Here is a 17,561-nt window from a genome sequence, read left to right on the forward strand (position 1 = left end):
CCCGGTTACATTCCGAACCCGGAAGCTAAGCCTTACAGCGCCGATGGTACTGCAGGGGGGACCCTGTGGGAGAGTAGGACGCCGCCGGACAAGATTTGAAAAAGGGGAGGGCCCCGCACCCGTGTGGTGCGGGGCCCTTCTGCATTTTCCGCCTGTTTGCCCGCGCGGTGGCAGGGGCGTCGGGCCTCGGGCCGGGGCGGTATTTCGGGTGAGGAGGACGGCACCCGGGTATTACGGTGGCCGGCATGACTACCACGGCCCCCGGACACTATGTGATTCGACCGGTACGCACCGAGGAGTGGCCTGCTGTCAAAGCGCTGCGGCTGCGCGCGCTCCAGGACCCCATCGCGCATCTCGCCTTTCTGGAGACGTACGAGGACGCCGTCGCCAAACCTGACTCCTACTGGCAGGAGCGGACGGCTCAAGCCGCCGTGGGGGCGACCGATGCGCAGCAGTTCATCGCGGAGGGTCCGGACGGTGAGTGGGTCGGCAGTCTGACCGTGTTCGTGGAGGAGGCCGGTACCACGGACTGGGCCGGCTTTCCGGTCGAGCGGCGGCAGGGGCACATCGTCGGCGTGTACGTCCGTCCCGAGCACCGTGGGTGCGGGCTGACCGAGGTGCTCTTCGACGAGGCCCTCCAGTGGGCCTGGGACGTCGGGGTGGAGCGGGTGCGGTTGATCGTGCACGAGAACAACGGGCGGGCCCTGCGCTTCTACCAGAGGATCGGCTTCCGGCCGAGCGGGGTCACCGTGCCACTGGAGGGGCACTTGGACGAGTCCGAGCTGGAGTACGTCCTCGAGCGCCCCTGAGACGTCACGCCGGGAGGTCGTCGTGGGGCCAGCGGGCGCGGGCCTGTTCGAGGGAGCGGAGCAGGGCCAGGGTCGGCAGCCCGTGGTCGGCTCCCGTGGCCAGCAGCTCGGGGAGCTGGGGGAGCGGGGCGACGGCGGCCACGTCGTCCAGGACGAGGGTGAGTGGTGGGTCGAGCCGACCGGAGGATGACCGTTCGGCCATGCGCCGGCCGCGCTCGACCACGCTTGAGGCGAGTGCCGTCAGAAGAGGCATCGCACCAGGGTTGGTGCGGGGATCCTCGATGGATTCCCCCACCAGATAAAGCGTTCCCCCTTCGTTGATGAAGGAATCCAAGGCGAGCGCATCAGTTCGGTGCGGAGTGCAGGCGTTGCGGACGTTCACCGTGAACAGTGAGGACAGTGCACGGCTGGTCAGTTCCTGGGCGATGTCGCGGCGTTCGGGGTGCGAGGTGAGCGCCGCCTCGAGTTCGCCGGCCGATCCGGAGGCGGCCCTGGGGTTCGTGCGCAGGATGCGCACCGCCTCCTGAACCTGGGTTCCCTGGGCCCAGCGGTGGACGTGGCGGACGGTGCGGCCGTCCACGGCGGCGGCGTGGAGGAAGCTGCGCAGGAGGGTTTCCGCGGTGTCCGCTATCGCCTGGTCGATTTTGGCGGTGGGGCGGATCGGGGCGAGGAGGGTCATGGCTCTCGCCGCCGCCGTTTTCTTGTCCTCGCAGCCCGCGATGGGGGACCAGTGGAGACGGGCCGGGGTGTCGCACAGGTGGGCGGGGTCGTAGAGGAGAACCGGGCCCAGTTTGGCCCGGAGGTCCTTGGTGTCCTGCCAGAGGGCGGGGTTGGAGGTGATGACCAGGGCCGGGCCTGCCGTGTCCCGGATGACCTGGGTGGCTGTCGCCCGGCGGCTCTCCTTCGGTGCGACGAGGATCTTCTCCCACCCGCTGACGGATTCTGCCTCCGCCGGGCCCTGGGGTGCCACCAGCGGTGTCCTCATCAGCGGCGTCTTCGTGAGAGGCGGTGCCACCGGCGATGTCTCCACCGGCGATGTCTCCGCTGACGGTGTCTCCGCGGGCGGTTGCTCCGTCAGCCGCGTGTCCATGAACGGTTGTTCGGGCTCCGTGGCCTTCCGCTGGCCGGGGATCTCCCGCGGCACCGGCGCCGGCGTCTCCCGGGGGCCCGGTGCCGGTGCCGTCGCCTTCATCCGTCTGCGCAGTCTTCTGGCCTTCCACCGGGCCACCGTGCCGATCACGAACACGGCCAGCACGAACAGCACCATCAGCTGTCCGATGAACAGCCCCCAGAACAGTCCGTACCCCGACAGCTGCTCCGGCGGCGTGTCCGGCCAGGCGCCGCGGATGTCGTGCGGGTCGGCCATGAGGTGGCGCATCGCCAGCGGTGTGCGGGTGAAGGCGAGGTGAGATGGCCAGGAGCCGTGGGCGAACAGGCCGGAGAGTCCGGTGGCCGTCCACACCAGCAGGGTCATGCCGAGCAGGAAGGCGAGGATGCCGACCAGCAGACCGTCGGGAATGCCGCCCTGGCCGCCCTGGCCGTTTTGCCGTCCCTGCCGGTGGTCACGGTTGTCCGGTCTCACGCGTGCGTCTCCCCTGGGGGGTGTCATTCGAATCGTGCCGTGGGCCGCGGGGGTCGGCACCGCACGGCTGCCGCGTTGTCGTCGCTCGCCGGCGCTCCGCCGCGTCGGCTTCTTCCGTCCTCATCCCTCTCTCCGCCTTGCGGCCGTGCGTGCCGAGCCCCGCTCGACGCCGTCACAAGGCACCGCTTACCGGAGCCGGCCCGGTCCAAACGGCACCCCTTAGGCGACCGTCGACTCGGAGGAGCCGTCCAGGTCGGCGATGTGCTGTTCCATGAAGGCCGCCGCCCGCTCCTCCGCCTCCCGTTCGGCGGCGCGCAGCGCGTCGTGGGAGAGGAGGTCGCTGGAGGACTCCGTCATGGCGCGGTCGGTGAAGACCAGGGGGCGTTCGGTCTCGGTGACCAGGTGTTTGACCACCTGGACGTTGCCGTTGACGTCCCACACCGCGATACCGGGGGTCAGGGTCGGGATGATCTCGACCGCCCACCTGGGCAGGCCGAGCGCCCGGCCGGTCGCCCGCGCCTCGTCGGCCTTCTGGGCGTAGATCGTCCTGGTCGACGCCATCTTCAGGATGGCTGCCGCCTCCTTGGCCGCCGCTCCGTCGATGACGTCCGACAGATGGTGCACCACCGCCACGAAGGACAGGCCGAGCCGTCGTCCGAACTTCAGCAGTCGCTGGAACAGCTGTGCCACGAACGGGCTGTTGATGATGTGCCAGGCCTCCTCGACCAGGAAGATGCGCTTCTTCCGGTCGGGGCGGATCCAGGTGTGCTCCAGCCATACGCCGACGATCGCCATGAGGATGGGCATGGCGATGGAGTTGCGGTCGATGTGGGACAGGTCGAAGACGATCAGCGGGGCGTCCAGGTCGATGCCGACGGTCGTCGGCCCGTCGAACATGCCGCGCAGGTCGCCGTCGACCAGGCGGTCCAGGACCAGGGCCACGTCCAGGCCCCAGGCGCGTACGTCCTCTATGGCGACGTTCATCGCCTCGGCCGACTCCGGCTCCGGGTGCCGCAGCTGTTCGACGATGTCGGAGAGCACCGGCTGGCGTTCGACGATCGTCTCGTTGACGTAGGAGTGCGCGACCTTCAGCGCGAAGCCGGAGCGCTCGTCCAGGCCGTGGCCCATCGCGACCTCGATGATGGTCCTCAGCAGGGCGAGCTGCCCGGTCGTGGTGATCGCCGGGTCCAGCGGGTTGAGGCGGATGCCGTGGTCCAGGGCAGCCATCGGGTCGAGCCGGATGGGAGTTATCCCCATCTTCTCCGCGATCAGGTTCCACTCGCCGACGCCGTCCTCGCCCTGGGCGTCCAGCACGACGACCTGGCGGTCGCGGAAGCGCAGCTGGCGCAGGACGTAGGTCTTCTCCAGGGCCGACTTGCCGTTGCCGGACTCGCCGAGGACCAGCCAGTGCGGGGCGGGGAGCTGCTGGCCGTACAGCTGGAAGGGGTCGTAGATGTAGCCCTTGCCGGAGTACACCTCGCGCCCGATGATGACGCCCGAGTCGCCGAGGCCGGGGGCGGCGGTGGGCAGATAGACCGCCTGGGCCTGGCCCGTGGATGTTCTCACCGGCAGCCGGGTCGTCTCGACCTTTCCGAACAGGAAGGACGTGAAGGCGTCCGTGAGAGCGGTCAGCGGGTCCCGCATCAGAGCATCAGCCCCTACCTTCGGATTCCGGTGGCGAACGGGAGAGTGTTCACGAAGGCACGGTGGTGCTCGCGGTCGCACCACTCCAGCTTCAGGTAGGACTTTCCGGCCGCGGCCCTGATGGTCCGCTTGTCGCGGGCCAGGGCCTCCGGGGAGCGGGCGGAGACGGTGATGTAACCGACGAGGTTGACGCCGGCGGCGCCGCTGGCGAGGTCCTCGCCTCGCTGGTCGAGGCGGTGGTGGGCGGCGATGTCGCGCGGGTCGACGGTGCGGTTCATCTTGGCGGCACGGCTGGCCTCGGCGATGTCGTTGGTCTTCTCGGTCAGCATGCGCTCGATGGCGACCTCGGTGGGTTCGAGGTCCATCGTGACGGCGACCGTGCGGATGACGTCGGGGGTGTGGACGAGCAGGGGCGCGAGGAAGTTCACGCCGACCGGGGTCATGGGCCACTCCTTGATCCAGGCGGTGGCGTGGCACCAGGGTTCGCGGGTGGCGGACTCGCGGGTCTTGGCCTGGAGGTACGTCGGCTCCCTGGCGTCCAGCTCGGCCGGCCAGGCGTTGCGCTTGGTCATCGCCTGGATGTGGTCGATGGGGTGGTCCGGGTCGTACATGGAGTGGATCAGCGAGGCCAGCCGTCCCTGGCCGAGCGGCTGCCGTACGCGGATGTCGGCCTCCTGGAGCCGGGAGCAGATGTCGGTCAGCTCGCGGGCCATGATGACCGCGAGACCGGCGTCCCGGTCCAGCTTGCGGCCTGTCCGGGGCCGGGCGGCGCGGGCGATGGCCTGGGCCTCGGCGGCGAGCTCGCGGGTGTAGTGCATGCAGGCGACGAGATAGGCGCGGTGCTGCTCGCTGCTGGTGGAGACCATGGACTGCAGCTGGTCGTACGACTCCCGCAGCCAGGCCGGTGCGCGGTCGTCCCCGCGCAGGGCGACGTCCTTGGCGTGGGCGTCGGGGTCGGCGGGCAGCGTGCGGGCGAGCATCTGCAGGCGGGTGACGAAGCCGTCGCCGTTGGCCACGTGCTTGAGCAGGGTGCCGAAGCGGTCGACGAGGGCTTCCTGGTCCTCGGAGTCACGCAGGCCGACGCCGGGGCCCTCGATCTCGATGGCGGCGGTCACCGTCCTGCGGTCGGCGTGCAGCAGGACGGCGATCTCGTCCGGCCCGAACGGTGCGGAGAGCCAGGTGATCCGGCCGATGCCGGGCGGCGGTCCGATCTCGACCTCCTGTCCGTCCAGGCGTGTGCCGGCCTCCATCGCGTCCGAGCGGTAGACGGCGCCGCGTTTGAGGGTGCGTCTGTAGGAGCGGTTGATCTCGAACCACTTGTAGAACGTGCGGTGCCGGTACGGCACGTAGACCGCGGCCAGGGCCAGCAGCGGGAAGCCGACCAGCAGCACGATGCGCAGGGACAGCATGGGGACGACGAGTCCGCACACCATGCCCAGGAACGCGCCCGCGATGATCAGGGCGATCTCGCCGTTCTCGCGGTTGCGGCCGATGAACGCGTTCGGCCGTGCGCGGCCGATCAGATAGGTACGGCGGGGCGTGATCGTGGGGGACATAGGGGACTCGGTCGTCAACGCCCTTCACCTCCCGTGCGGTGGGTACTGCTGTTGCGGGTCCTGCCGGCATGCGGACTGGTCACCGGGCTGGGTGCCCGGGGAGCGGGTGCGGCAGCGGGTGTGGGTGCGGAGGGCGCGGGTGCGCTGCCGCCGTCCGGGACGCGTGTGCTGTGTGCGGCGACGCCGCCGGAGGCGGGGTTGGCCGGGCGCGGGGCGGTGGACGAGGGGCCGCCGCCGCTGTGGTCGGTGCGGGTGCTGTGGGTCTTGATGCCCTGCGCGACCAGGGTCGCCGGGGAGCTGATGACGGCCGCGGCCTTGCTCTCGGCGCTCCGCATGATGCGGTTGTTGCGGCCGGCCGCGATCTCGTCGCCGAAGCCGGGGACGAAGCGGTAGATCATCGCGCTGGCGAAGATGGCGAGCAGGATGATGGCGAGGCCGGAGACGACCGCGGAGAAGGCGCCCGGGCCTTCGTCGCTGGAGGACAGGGCACCGGCGAGTCCGAGCACGATCACAATGATCGGTTTGACCAGGATCACGGCGATCATGATTCCGGCCCAGCGGCGTACGTGCCCCCACAGATTCTTGTCGACCAGTCCGGCGTAGACGACGGTGCCGAGCAGGGCGCCGACGTAGAGCAGGGCGGCGCGGATGACCAGCTCCAGCCAGAGCACGCCGGCGGCGAGGATGGTGACGAGGGAGACGACGATCAGCATGATCGGGCCGCCGCCGATGTTCTCTCCCTTGTCGAGCGCGGCGGCGAACGTGCCGAAGAAGATGTCCGCCTGGTTGCCGGTCGCCTTCGCGAGCACGTCGGAGACGCCGTCCGCGGCCGAGACGACCGTGTGGAGGATCAGCGGGGTGAAGGCGGAGGCGAGGACGGTCAGCCAGAGGAAGCCGACCGCCTCCGAGATCGCGGTGGGCAGCGGCACGCCGCGCACGGCCCGCTTGGCCACGGCCAGCAGCCAGAGCAGGAGCGTGAGGATCGTCGACGCGGCGAACACGACCGCGTACTGCTGGAGGAACTTCTGGTTGGTGAAGTCGACGTTCGCCGTCTCCTGCACGGCCTTGCTGAGCTTGGTGACGGTCCAGGAGGCGGCGTCGGCGCAGCCCTTGGCGAGGGAGGAGAGGGGGTCGAGGGTGGCGGAGGGGTCCTCGTACACCGAGGTGTCGCCGCTTCCGCTGTTGCCTCGTTCGCAGTACTCCCTGGCGGGGCCGCGGATCAGGTCGCACGTGTTGTCGCTGTCCGTCGGCGAGGGGCTCGGATCGGGCGTGGGCGCGGCGAAGGCACGGGTGGCCAGCAGCACGGCGCCGGCCTGTACGGCGGCGACGGCAGCCGTCACCTTGAGGACGGGGTGGTTAGCGCGCATATGTGAACCCTCCGTATTCCTCGACGGCCTTCGTCATGTCGTCGGCGGTGGAGGCTCTCTGGTCGCGCCCGATCGGCACGGGGCCGTCCTTCTGCTGGAAGTCGATGATCTTCCAGTCGTTGTCGACCCACTTCAGCTGGTAGGTGGTGGTGTACCAGCTCTCGGTGACAGGGTTGGTCGACGTCTTGCCGGACAGGCCGAAGAGCGAGGTGTACCAGACCGAGACGGTCGCCTGGTCGTCACGCAATGATGTGATCTTGGTGCCTACCGGGATGACCCGGGAGATGAAGGTCTGACCGGCCGGTGCTTTGCCGTCCTTGTCGAGCCCGATGTTCTTGAGGAAGTCCTCGCTCGCGTACGCGCGGTCCAGGTCCGCCTGGCGGCGGGCGGCGACTTCGGGGGTGTAGAGGGCGTTCACGATCCGGCGCCGCCGGTCGGTGTCGAACATGTCGGTCGAGCCGAGGACCACCGAGTAGTTCGCGGCAGCGCTCTGCGCCCCTTGCTCGTTGCGGGCGAACCCGGAGGGGATGCCGTCCTTCTTCGTCTCCACCGGCCGTGTCCCGCTCGCCGCGGTCGCGGCGGCCTTCGGCCGGTCGCTGTCGCCGCGGTCGGAGGCGGAGGACGACGAGCCGTCCGAGCGGTTCGCGAAGGCGATCGCGGCGATGAGGAGGACGATCACGGCGACGGCCGTGATCAGGCCGTGGGAGGAGGAGCGGCTGCCGCGCCGGGCGCCGCCGTAGGGATCGCCGGGCCGGTCCGGGAGCCGGGTGCGGGTCTGTCCGCCCTCGTACGGTCCGTCGTCGGCGCGCCGTGGACCGCCGTACCTGTGCTCGTCTCCGTGGCTCATGCCCCGTACGCCCCCTCGACCTCGTACCCGACCTCGTACCGGAACGCGTGGAAGTACGACGGTAGCCGCGCTGGTTCCCGCGTGAACGCGGTGTGGTGACTCGACATCAGGGAAACGCAACCTCAGCCGGTGGGCACGGTGGGTGGGTGGGGGTAGTGGGGGCACCAGGCGCGCCCGGAGGGGTCTGGCCTGCGGCGCGGGCGGAGCACCGTGCGCGGCATGCGCGGGTGTGCGCCGGTTGGACGACTTATACGGCCATGCCGTACACGATGGTGAAGAGCGTGCCGAGCGAGCCGATGATGAACACCCCTGTCAGGCCGGCGATGATCAGCCCCTTGCCCTGTTCGGCGCTGAACGTGTCACGCAGGGCCGTGGCGCCGATGCGCTGCTTGGCCGCACCCCAGATGGCGATGCCGAGGCACATCAGGATGGCGACGGCCATCACCACCTCGATCATCACCTTGGCCTCGTTGCCCAGGCTGCCGAAGGGGCCCCAGTTCGGAGCGATCCCGCCGATGATGGTGTTGATGTCTCCCTTGTCGGCCGCAAAGAGCATGTAACTCACCGCCCCTGTTGGGTAGTTCACGTTCCCTGTCCTTGTGCAGAGGTCAGGGCTATTCTCGCCGACAATCACGCCGGCGATGTCGACTTGGCGCTATTGCCTTATGCGTTTGGTATGCATCGTCACTCTGTGTATCACGGCAGGTCACGCCGGGCAATGAAGTCCGAGCGGAACCTGTTGTGTGGTCCCGTCGTTGATGTTTTTTCACCGTCCGTCACGGTTTTTGACGGCCAGTCGGGTGTGTGACCGCTTCGATGGTCTCACGGGTCTCACGCCCGCGGGCCGCGGTCCCGTCGCCCGGCCGGTGCAGGCGGGGCGCACGGGAGAGGGCCGAGGTCCCGCTGCCCGGCCGGTGCGGGCGGGGTCGCACGGGGGCGGCCGTCGTGCTGCCTTGCGCCCTGTGTGTGATCACTCCAAAAGCACAGGGGGCGCCTCTAGACTGTCGGCGGCGTACTCCTGGGCGGTGAGGGGAGGTTGACGGTGCGTAGGGCATGGATCGTCGCGATCGCCGCCGTCGGCACCGTGTTCAGCTTCCTCGCCCTGCTCGTCGTGGGGGTGTACGTCGCCGCCGGGAACATCGCGGGCGGGGTGGGCGGCGGATCCGTGGGACTCGCCAAAGGTGCGGTGCCGGCCGCGTACCGGCATCTTGTGCAGAAGTGGGGCAATCTCTGTCCCGCCATCAATCCCGCGCTGCTGGCCGCCCAGCTGTACCAGGAGAGCGGATTCAACCCGAGGGCCCAGAGCCCCGCCTCGGCGCAGGGGATCGCCCAGTTCATCCCGGGCACCTGGGCCAGGCACGGCATCGACGGCGACGGCGACGGCAAGCGCGACGTCTGGGACCCGGACGACGCGATTCCCTCGGCCGCGGCCTACGACTGCACGCTCGCCCGGTACGTCAAGAGCGTGCCGGGGAACCCGACCCACAACATGCTCGCGGCCTACAACGCGGGCCCGGACGCCGTCATCAGCCACCAGGGTGTGCCGCCGTACGCGGAGACCCGGAACTACGTCAAGCGCATCACGGCTCTGGCGAAGAGCTTCGCCGCGCCCGTCGGGCGGGTCGCTCCCGCCAAGCAGGCCGCCGGGGCCATCGCCTATGCGCAGAGCAAGCTCGGCACTCCTTATCTATGGGGTGGGAACGGCACGGCCGAGCAGGGCGGGCGGTTCGACTGCTCGGGGCTGACCAAGGCGGCGTACGCGAGCGTGGGGATCACTCTGCCGCGGGTCGCCAACGATCAGTACAACGCCGGTCCTCATCCCAAGCGGAGCGAGTTGCTGCCGGGCGATCTGGTGTTCTTCTCCGACGATCCGACCGATCCCCGGGCCATCCGGCACGTGGGCATCTACGTCGGCGGCGGGTACATGATCAATGCGCCGAGACCGGGGGCGGTGATCCGGTTCGATCCCATCGACACACCGGACTACTTCGGGGCCACCAGAGTCACCGCAGAGGGAGCGAAAGCTCTACCCACCTCCGCGTGAATCCAGTCCCTGAGCTGCGGTGATGAATCTCTCTTCGATAACGTCTGCGTGATCATTCGGTGGAGTACGGAACGTATCCAACGGTGTCGTGCGTTGCTGTTGGCGTAGTGGATCTACAACTACGGGGGTGGGCAGGAGCGGCGCACGCGGGGTGCGCCAGGAACGACACGACGAACGACACGACGAAGGGGCCGCAGCGTCATGGCTGGACTCGCTGATTCCGGGTCGAACCCCGACGTCAACCTGCTCTACGACATCAACGGGCTGGCCAAGGACGCGCCGCGCTGGTTCGACCGTGTCATGGAGTACGTCGGTGAGTACGGGCTGCTGCTCGCCATGGTGCTGCTTGTGCTGGGGTGCTGGTGGTCCGTGCGGCGCCGGGGCGGTACGGAGGCGGCGGCGACCGTCGCCGCGCTGATGTGGGCGCCGCTCGCGGCGGGCATCGCGGTGCTGGTGAACGTACCGATACGGGAGTTTGTGAAGCGGCCCCGGCCGTTCCTGGACCACCAGGGGCTGGAGGTCCTGGTCACCGGGAAGACCGACTACTCGTTCGTGAGCGATCACGCGGCGGTCACCATGGCGATGGGGGTCGCGCTCTTCGTCGCCAACCGGCGGTTCGGGCTGGTGGGCATGGGGCTGGCGCTGCTCGAGGGCTTCTGCCGGGTCTACATGGGCGTGCACTATCCGACGGACGTCGTGGGCGGGTTCGCGCTGGGCACGGCCGTCGCGCTGCTGCTGTCCCCGTTGGCCATGGCGCTGCTCACACCGCTGCTGAGAGCGGTCGAGGCAACGGCGTGGGGCGGGTGGCTGGTGTCCGCGCGGAGTTCCCGGGTGCGGCGGGACGAGGCGGAGGCCGACCGCGACGGTGCGCGGGAGCCGGCGTCGGCGGAGGAGCGGGACCTGGCGGCGTAGGCGGAGGAGCGGGACCTGGCGGCGTAGGCCGCCCCGGCACCCTGGCGGCCCTGGGCAGGCTGCCGGAGCCCTGGACCGAAACCCGCGCCGGACCTGCGCCGGACCTACGCCGGACCCGCTGTTGGACCCGTGCTGGACCCGCTGCCGGACCTATGCCGGACCCGTTGCCGGAGCTGCGCCGGACTCGCTGCCGGGCCCGCTGCCGAACCCGCCGCGGGAACCGCTGGAACCTCCGCGTGCCCCCGCTGGGATCTCCACGTGTTCTTCCCATGGGCATTCCGTGATCTCACCGCACTTTCGGCGGAGGTTCACTCCTCGTTCACTTACGGCCATGAGCGGCTTCACTTGTTCTGCCTAATGTCGGCCTTGCCCGGTGCCGATGTGCCTTCCGGCGCATTGGCGTCGCCCACACTTCGCACGCCGCCGATCAGGACGGCGGCTCCTGGAAGGAACTCAAGTGAAGCTTCAGCGCAAGAACCGGCGAGCACTCGCTCTCGGCGCTCTCGCCGTCTCCGGCGCCCTGGCCCTCACGGCGTGCGGTTCTGACGACACCGGCGGCACCAACGGCGCCGGCGGCGACAGCACCATCGCCTCCACCGGCTCCATCACGTGCGACGACGCCAAGGGGCAGCTGCTCGCGGACGGCTCCTCGGCGCAGAAGAACGCGATCGACGCCTGGGTGAAGCAGTTCAGCCGGGCCTGCGGCGTGCAGATCAACTACAAGGGCGGCGGCTCCGGCGCCGGTGTCACGGCGTTCACCCAGGGGCAGGTCGCCTTCGCCGGCACCGACTCCCCGCTGAAGCCCGAGGAGGTCGCCGCCTCCCAGAAGGTCTGCACCGACGGCCGGGGCATCGGCCTGCCGATGCTCGGCGGCCCGATCGCGGTCGGCTACAACCTTCCCGGGGTCGACGACCTGATTCTGGACGCCCCGACCCTGGCCAAGATCTTCGACAGCAGGATCACGAACTGGAACGACCCGGCGATCAAGAGGCTGAACCCCGACGCCGACCTGCCCGACCTCAAGATCCAGGCGTTCCACCGCTCGGACGAGTCCGGCACCACCGACAACTTCACCAAGTACCTGAAGGCCGCCGCGCCGGACGACTGGAAGTACTCCGGCGGCAAGGCCTGGCAGGCCCAGGGCGGTCAGGCCGCTCCGCAGTCCTCCGGCCTGGCCCAGCAGGTGAGGCAGACCAACGGCGCCATCGGCTACTTCGAGCTGTCGTACGCCAAGGGCATGTCCACGGTCGCCATCGACACGGGTGCCTCCGCCCCGGTCAAGGCCACGGTCGAGAACGCCTCCCGGGCCATCGCGGACGCCAAGATCGTCGGCACCGGCAAGGACCTGTCGCTGGAGCTGAACTACACGACCAAGGCCGAGAACGCCTACCCGGTGGTCCTGGTCACCTACGAGGTCGTCTGCGACAAGGGCAACAAGAGCGACACCCTGCCGGCCACCAAGGCGTTCCTGCGCTACATCGCCGGCGAGGAGGGCCAGAGCCTGCTCGCCCGGAACGACTACGCCCCGATCCCCGAAGAGATCATCGGCAAGGTCCGCACCACCATCGAGGGCCTGAGCTGACCCGTGCGGCCCGGTCCCCGCGCCAGGGGCCGGGCCGCACCGTCCGGTGCACCGCCGCCAGGCGCCGTACGACGCGTACGGCCCCGCAGACCGGAGAACTCGATGGACACAGTCACCCACCAGCCCCAGGCGGGCACCCTGGTGCCCCCTCCACCGCCGAGTGCGGCCGAGCGGAAGCGTGCCGCCCGCAGCGCCGCCCGCGGTGCCGCCCACCCCGGGGACCGGATCTTCCTCGGCCTCTCCCGCGGCTCCGGCATCCTCCTGCTGCTGATCATGGCCGCGATCGCGGTCTTCCTCACCTACCGTGCGTCCCTGGCCATCGGCCGGGACCACGGCAACTTCCTGACCACCTTCGAGTGGAACACCCACCAGGACCCGCCGGTCTTCGGCATCGCCGTGCTGGCCTACGGCACGGTGGTCTCCTCGGTCATCGCCATGGTCCTCGCGGTTCCCGTCGCGGTCGCCGTCGCGCTCTTCCTCACGCACTACGCACCGCGCCGGCTGCGCGGCCCCATCGCCCATGTGGTCGACCTGCTCGCCGCCGTGCCGTCCATCGTGTACGGCCTGTGGGGCGCGCTGATCCTCGTTCCCCACCTGAACGGCCTGTTCGGCTGGCTCGACGACCACCTCGGCTGGACCGGGATCTTCTCCTGGGAGGGCGGCGCTCCCCGCTCGATGCTCACCGTCGGCATCCTGCTGGCGATCATGATCCTGCCGATCGTGACCAACGTCAGCCGTGAGGTCTTCCGCCAGGTCCCGCGCACGCACGAGGAGGCGGCCCTGGCCCTTGGCGCCACGCGCTGGGAGGTCATCCGCATGGCGGTGCTGCCCTTCGGCCGCTCCGGGGTGATCTCCGCCTCGATGCTCGGTCTGGGCCGTGCGCTCGGCGAGACGATGGCCGTCGCCACCGTGCTCTCGCCGGCCTTCGACATCAGGGCCAGCCTGCTCGATCCGGGCGGCGGCACCTTCGCCCAGAACATCGCGAGCAAGTTCAGCGAGGCGACGGAGTTCGGCCGTGACGCGCTGATCGCCTCCGGGCTGGTCCTGTTCGTCATCACGCTGCTGGTCAATGGCGCGGCTCGCATGATCATCGCTCGCCGCGAGGAGTACGCGGGGGCCGCCGCATGAGCCACGCAGCCATCGCCGACACCGTCGCCGACAGGAGCCCGGGCAGTCTGCACGGGGCCGGACTGCCCCGGTGGTCCCCGTACGCCATCGCCCTCGGGGCGCTGGCCCTGGCGGTCCTCGTCGGCACGCTCGGCGACCTCCACAGCCGCATCCAGTGGGGGCTGATCGCGGCGGCGCTCTTCGTCCTCGGCCTGTACGGCGCCTCCGCGCGTGTCGAGGGCCCGCGCCGGGCCAAGGACCGGCTCGCCACCAGCCTTGTCTGGGCCGCCTTCCTGCTCGCCGTGGTGCCGCTGGTCTCCCTGATCTGGACGACCCTCACGCGCGGCGTGAAGGTCCTGGACGTCCACTTCCTGACCCACTCCATGGGCGTGGTCGCCGACACCGAGCCGGGCGGCGGCATCCACCACGCCATCGTCGGCAGCCTCCAGCAGGTCGGCCTCGCCACCCTGATCGGCGCGCCGATCGGCGTGCTCACCGCGATCTACCTGGTGGAGTACGGGCGCGGCGGACTGGCCCGGGCCGTCACCTTCTTCGTCGACGTGATGACCGGTATCCCGTCGATCGTCGCGGGCCTGTTCATCCTCAGCCTGATGCTGATCCTGAAGATGCAGCCCTTCGGCTTCGCCGGCTCGCTGGCCCTGGCCATCCTGATGATGCCGGTCGTGGTCCGCTCCACGGAGGAGATGCTCAAGCTCGTGCCGAACGAGCTGCGTGAGGCGTCCCTCGCCCTGGGCGTGCCGAAGTGGCGGACGATCCTGAAGGTGGTCCTGCCGGCCTCGGTCGGCGGCATCGCCACCGGCATCGTGCTGGCCGTCGCCCGGATCGCCGGGGAGACCGCCCCCGTGCTGCTGCTGGTGTTCGGCAACCCCTTCATCAACAACAACCCCTTCGAGGGGGCTCAGGCCTCGCTGCCGCTGTACATCTACCAGCAGTACGCCAACAGCGCGGGCTCCGGCGCGGCGTACGACCGTGCCTGGGCGGCCTCGCTCACCCTGATCGCCTTCGTGATGGTCCTCAGCCTGGGGGCCCGCGGCATCGCCCGCTGGAAGGCGCCCAAGACCGGTCGCTGACGCGGCCACCAGCGATCGAAGACGGGAAGTGAAGCAGTCATGGCCAAGCGCATCGACGTCAGCGGGCTCACCGCCTACTACGGCAGCCACAAGGCGATCGAGGACATCTCGATGACGATCGAGCCGCGCTCGGTGACGGCGTTCATCGGCCCCTCCGGCTGCGGCAAGTCGACGTTCCTGCGCACCCTCAACCGCATGCACGAGGTCACTCCGGGCGGCCGGGTCGAGGGCAAGGTGCTGCTGGACTCCGAGGACCTGTACGGCGCCGGGGTGGACCCGGTGGCGGTGCGCCGCGAGGTGGGGATGGTCTTCCAGCGGCCGAATCCTTTCCCCACCATGTCGGTCTTCGACAATGTGGCGGCGGGCCTGCGGCTGAACGGCAAATACAAGAAGAGCGAGCTTGCCGACATCGTCGAGAAGTCGCTTCGGGACGCCAACCTCTGGAACGAGGTCAAGGACCGGCTGCACAAGCCGGGGGCCGGTCTGTCCGGCGGTCAGCAGCAGCGGCTGTGCATCGCCCGCGCCATCGCGGTCGAGCCGGAGGTGCTGCTCATGGACGAGCCCTGCTCCGCCCTGGACCCGATCTCGACCCTCGCCATCGAGGACCTGATAGGCCGGCTGAAGCAGCGGTTCACGATCGTCATCGTGACGCACAACATGCAGCAGGCGGCACGTGTCTCGGACCGTACGGCGTTCTTCAACCTGGCCGCGGTGGGCAAGCCGGGCCGGCTGATCGAGATCGACGACACCGAGCGGATCTTCTCCAACCCGTCCGTGCAGGCCACCGAGGACTACATCTCGGGCCGTTTCGGCTGATCCGCGGCTGGTTTCCCGGCCCCTCGCGGTGCTGCATGGCGGTGCCACCGCGAGGACGCAGAAGGACCCGCCCCCCGGGGCCCGGGGCGGGCCCCGTGTCTCTCTCCGGCCGGGGCGGCCGGCCGTTCACTCGGCGACTTCGGTGCGTTCCCACCACTGGTAGACGGTGGCCCGTCCCTCCTCGGTGTTCTCGTGGCGCGAGGTGACCTTGTAGTGCTCGTATCCCCCGAGGTGCGGGATCTTCAGTTCCTGTCCCGGAGGGACCACCGGTACGACGGTGCCCGCGAGGTCCTCCGGCCCGCCCTCGAGGAGTGCCTTGACAGTCATGTTTCCAGTGTCGTCGCGCCGGGCCAGGCTGCTACACGAAGACTGGCTGCGCGAGGGCCTGCTGCGCGAGGACCTGCTGCACGAGAACCGGCTACCCGAGGGCCAGCTGGATCAGCCAGAAGACGCAGGCCGCCACGGCCGCCGCGGCCGGCATGGTGATGAACCAGCCGAGCACGATGTTCTTCGCCACGCCCCAGCGGACCGCGTTCACCCGCTTCGTCGCCCCCACGCCCATGATCGCCGAGGTGATCACATGGGTCGTGGAGATCGGCGCCTTGAACAGGTACGCCGTGACGAACATGATCGACGCGCCGGTCGTCTCGGCGGCGAAGCCCTGCGGCGGGTCCAGTTCGATGATCTTGCGGCCCAGGGTGCGCATGATGCGCCAGCCGCCCGCGTAGGTGCCCAGGGACAGCATGAGGGCGGAGATCAGCTTCACCCACGTCGGGATGGGGTCGCCGTAGTCCGACACATCGGCGATGACCAGCGCCATCACCACCACACCCATGGTCTTCTGGGCGTCCTGCAGGCCGTGTCCGAGCGCCATTCCGGCCGCCGACACCGTCTGGGCGATGCGGAAGCCGCGCTTGGCGCGGTGCGGATTGGCCCGGCGGAAGATCCACAGGATCGCCGTCATCACCAGGTAGCCGGCGACCAGACCGATCAGCGGCGACAGGAACATCGGGGCGACGATCTTGTCCAGTACGCCGGACCAGTACACCGTCGTACCGCCCGCCAGCGCCGCGCCCACCATGCCGCCGAACAGCGCGTGCGAGGAGGACGAGGGCAGGCCGAAGTACCAGGTGATCATGTTCCAGGTGATGGCCCCGAACAGGGCGGCGAAGAGGATGCCCATCCCCTTGCTGCCCTCGGGTGTCTGGATCAGGCCCTCACTGACGGTCTTGGCGACCCCGCTGCCCAGAAAGGCGCCGAGGAGGTTCATCATCGCGGCCATCGCCAGGGCGGCGCGCGGGGTGAGGGCGCGGGTCGACACCGATGTCGCGATGGCGTTGGCCGAGTCGTGGAAGCCGTTGGTGTAGGCGAAACCGAGGGCGACCAGGATGGTCAGTATCAGCGCGAAGGTGTCCATGGACGCCTCAGGACTCCTTGACCGCGATGGTCTCCACCGTGTTCGCCACGTGCTCGAAGGCGTCCGCGGCCTCTTCCAGGACGTCCACGATCTGCTTGAGCTTGAGTACCTCGATCGCGTCGTACTTGCCGTTGAACAGGTGCGCGAGGAGCTTGCGGTGGATCTGGTCCGCCTGGTTCTCCAGGCGGTTCACCTCGATCCAGTACTCGGTGAGGTTCTCCATGGTCCGCAGGTGCGGCATGGCCTCGGCCGTCAGCTCCGCCGCTCTGGCCAGGACCTCGATCTGCTGTTCTATGCCCTTGGGCAGTTCCTCGATGTTGTAGAGGACGACCAGGTCGACGGCCTCCTCCATGAAGTCCATGATGTCGTCGAGGGAGGAGGCGAGGGAGTAGATGTCCTCCCGGTCGAAGGGGGTGATGAAGGAGGAGTTCAGCTGGTGGAAGATTGCGTGCGTCGCGTCGTCACCTGCGTGTTCCGCCGCCCGCATACGCTCTGCGATCTCGGCCCGGGCGGAGGTGTCCGCCCCGAGCAGTTCCATCAGGAGCTTCGAGCCGGTGACGATGTTGTCCGCGGACGCGGCGAACATGTCGTAGAAGCTCGTCTCCCTGGGGGTCAGACGGAAGCGCACGTGGGATCCTCGGGGTGCTTCGGTTTCGGTCAGGGTGATGCTAAAGGCATCATTCGGCCACGGCTAAGGGGCCGTCCCCAGTGTCACCCATCGGGTACGGCGCTCCGCACGGGGGGCTTGCCAAGGATCCTGCTGCCCCGTGAAGTTCGTTACGATATA

The 17,561-nt window shown here is 69.3% G+C and carries 16 protein-coding genes and 1 rRNA gene; 8 read left to right on the forward strand and 9 right to left on the reverse strand.

Annotated elements, in window-relative coordinates:
- Both rrf and ABD224_RS18680 read left to right on the forward strand, forming a co-directional pair.
- Positions 1-90, forward strand: a 5S ribosomal RNA gene (gene rrf / locus ABD224_RS18675); the annotation flags it as partial.
- Positions 91-245: 155 nt separating this feature from the next.
- A complete protein-coding gene (locus ABD224_RS18680; protein ID WP_344051261.1) occupies positions 246-809 on the forward strand; it encodes a GNAT family N-acetyltransferase in 564 nt (187 codons plus the stop codon).
- Positions 810-813: 4 nt separating this feature from the next.
- Here the strand turns inward: ABD224_RS18680 and ABD224_RS18685 are convergent, their stop codons facing one another.
- The 6 genes from ABD224_RS18685 to ABD224_RS18710 form a co-directional block, all read right to left on the reverse strand.
- Positions 814-2,391 (reverse strand): type IV secretory system conjugative DNA transfer family protein, encoded by a 1,578-nt coding sequence (locus ABD224_RS18685; protein ID WP_344051263.1) that lies wholly within the window; start codon positions 2,389-2,391, stop codon positions 814-816.
- 219 nt (positions 2,392-2,610) lie between these two features.
- Positions 2,611-4,035 (reverse strand): ATP-binding protein, encoded by a 1,425-nt coding sequence (locus ABD224_RS18690; RefSeq protein ID WP_344051266.1) that lies wholly within the window; start codon positions 4,033-4,035, stop codon positions 2,611-2,613.
- Positions 4,036-4,049: 14 nt separating this feature from the next.
- Entirely contained in the window at positions 4,050-5,591 is a 1,542-nt protein-coding gene (locus ABD224_RS18695) for an SCO6880 family protein (protein ID WP_425581009.1), read from the reverse strand.
- Between the two features lie 14 nt (positions 5,592-5,605).
- Positions 5,606-6,958: a hypothetical protein gene (locus tag ABD224_RS18700; RefSeq protein ID WP_344051270.1), complete on the reverse strand. Its 1,353-nt coding sequence runs from the start codon at positions 6,956-6,958 to the stop codon at positions 5,606-5,608.
- On the reverse strand, positions 6,948-7,805 hold the full coding sequence (locus ABD224_RS18705; protein ID WP_344051272.1) for a DUF8175 domain-containg protein: 858 nt from the start codon (positions 7,803-7,805) through the stop codon (positions 6,948-6,950). Before ABD224_RS18705 ends, ABD224_RS18700 begins: the two co-directional genes overlap by 11 nt.
- Positions 7,806-8,052: 247 nt before the next feature.
- The gene (locus ABD224_RS18710) at positions 8,053-8,361 is read right to left on the reverse strand and encodes a hypothetical protein (RefSeq protein ID WP_344051393.1); all 309 of its coding nucleotides are present in this window, start codon (positions 8,359-8,361) and stop codon (positions 8,053-8,055) included.
- 486 nt (positions 8,362-8,847) lie between these two features.
- On the opposite strand from ABD224_RS18710, the gene ABD224_RS18715 reads away from it, so the two are divergent.
- The 6 genes from ABD224_RS18715 (at position 8,848) to pstB (ending at position 15,357) form a co-directional block, all read left to right on the forward strand.
- Complete coding sequence (locus ABD224_RS18715) at positions 8,848-9,849, forward strand: bifunctional lytic transglycosylase/C40 family peptidase (RefSeq protein WP_344051274.1); 1,002 nt, start codon at positions 8,848-8,850, stop codon at positions 9,847-9,849.
- Positions 9,850-10,050: 201 nt separating this feature from the next.
- The gene (locus ABD224_RS18720) at positions 10,051-10,761 is read left to right on the forward strand and encodes a phosphatase PAP2 family protein (RefSeq protein ID WP_344051276.1); all 711 of its coding nucleotides are present in this window, start codon (positions 10,051-10,053) and stop codon (positions 10,759-10,761) included.
- A gap of 457 nt (positions 10,762-11,218) precedes the next feature.
- The gene (gene pstS / locus ABD224_RS18725; protein WP_344051278.1) at positions 11,219-12,343 is read left to right on the forward strand and encodes a phosphate ABC transporter substrate-binding protein PstS; all 1,125 of its coding nucleotides are present in this window, start codon (positions 11,219-11,221) and stop codon (positions 12,341-12,343) included.
- A 102-nt stretch (positions 12,344-12,445) separates the two neighbouring features.
- On the forward strand, positions 12,446-13,471 hold the full coding sequence (pstC, locus tag ABD224_RS18730) for a phosphate ABC transporter permease subunit PstC (protein ID WP_344051280.1): 1,026 nt from the start codon (positions 12,446-12,448) through the stop codon (positions 13,469-13,471).
- Entirely contained in the window at positions 13,468-14,541 is a 1,074-nt protein-coding gene (gene pstA, locus ABD224_RS18735; RefSeq protein ID WP_344051282.1) for a phosphate ABC transporter permease PstA, read from the forward strand. Before pstC ends, pstA begins: the two co-directional genes overlap by 4 nt.
- A 39-nt stretch (positions 14,542-14,580) precedes the next feature.
- Positions 14,581-15,357: a phosphate ABC transporter ATP-binding protein PstB gene (gene pstB / locus ABD224_RS18740; protein WP_344051284.1), complete on the forward strand. Its 777-nt coding sequence runs from the start codon at positions 14,581-14,583 to the stop codon at positions 15,355-15,357.
- A gap of 126 nt (positions 15,358-15,483) precedes the next feature.
- Here pstB and ABD224_RS18745 read toward each other — a convergent pair whose 3' ends face one another.
- The 3 genes from ABD224_RS18745 to ABD224_RS18755 all read right to left on the reverse strand — a co-directional run bounded on the left by ABD224_RS18745 (position 15,484) and on the right by ABD224_RS18755 (position 17,402).
- Complete coding sequence (locus tag ABD224_RS18745) at positions 15,484-15,684, reverse strand: DUF5988 family protein (protein ID WP_344051287.1); 201 nt, start codon at positions 15,682-15,684, stop codon at positions 15,484-15,486.
- A 91-nt stretch (positions 15,685-15,775) separates the two neighbouring features.
- Entirely contained in the window at positions 15,776-16,774 is a 999-nt protein-coding gene (locus ABD224_RS18750; RefSeq protein WP_344051289.1) for an inorganic phosphate transporter, read from the reverse strand.
- A gap of 7 nt (positions 16,775-16,781) precedes the next feature.
- Entirely contained in the window at positions 16,782-17,402 is a 621-nt protein-coding gene (locus ABD224_RS18755) for a DUF47 domain-containing protein (protein WP_067399877.1), read from the reverse strand.
- Between the last annotated feature and the right edge of the window lie 159 nt (positions 17,403-17,561).

This window comes from Streptomyces thermoalcalitolerans (genome assembly GCF_039525155.1).
Classification (GTDB): Bacteria; Actinomycetota; Actinomycetes; order Streptomycetales; family Streptomycetaceae; genus Streptomyces; species Streptomyces thermovulgaris.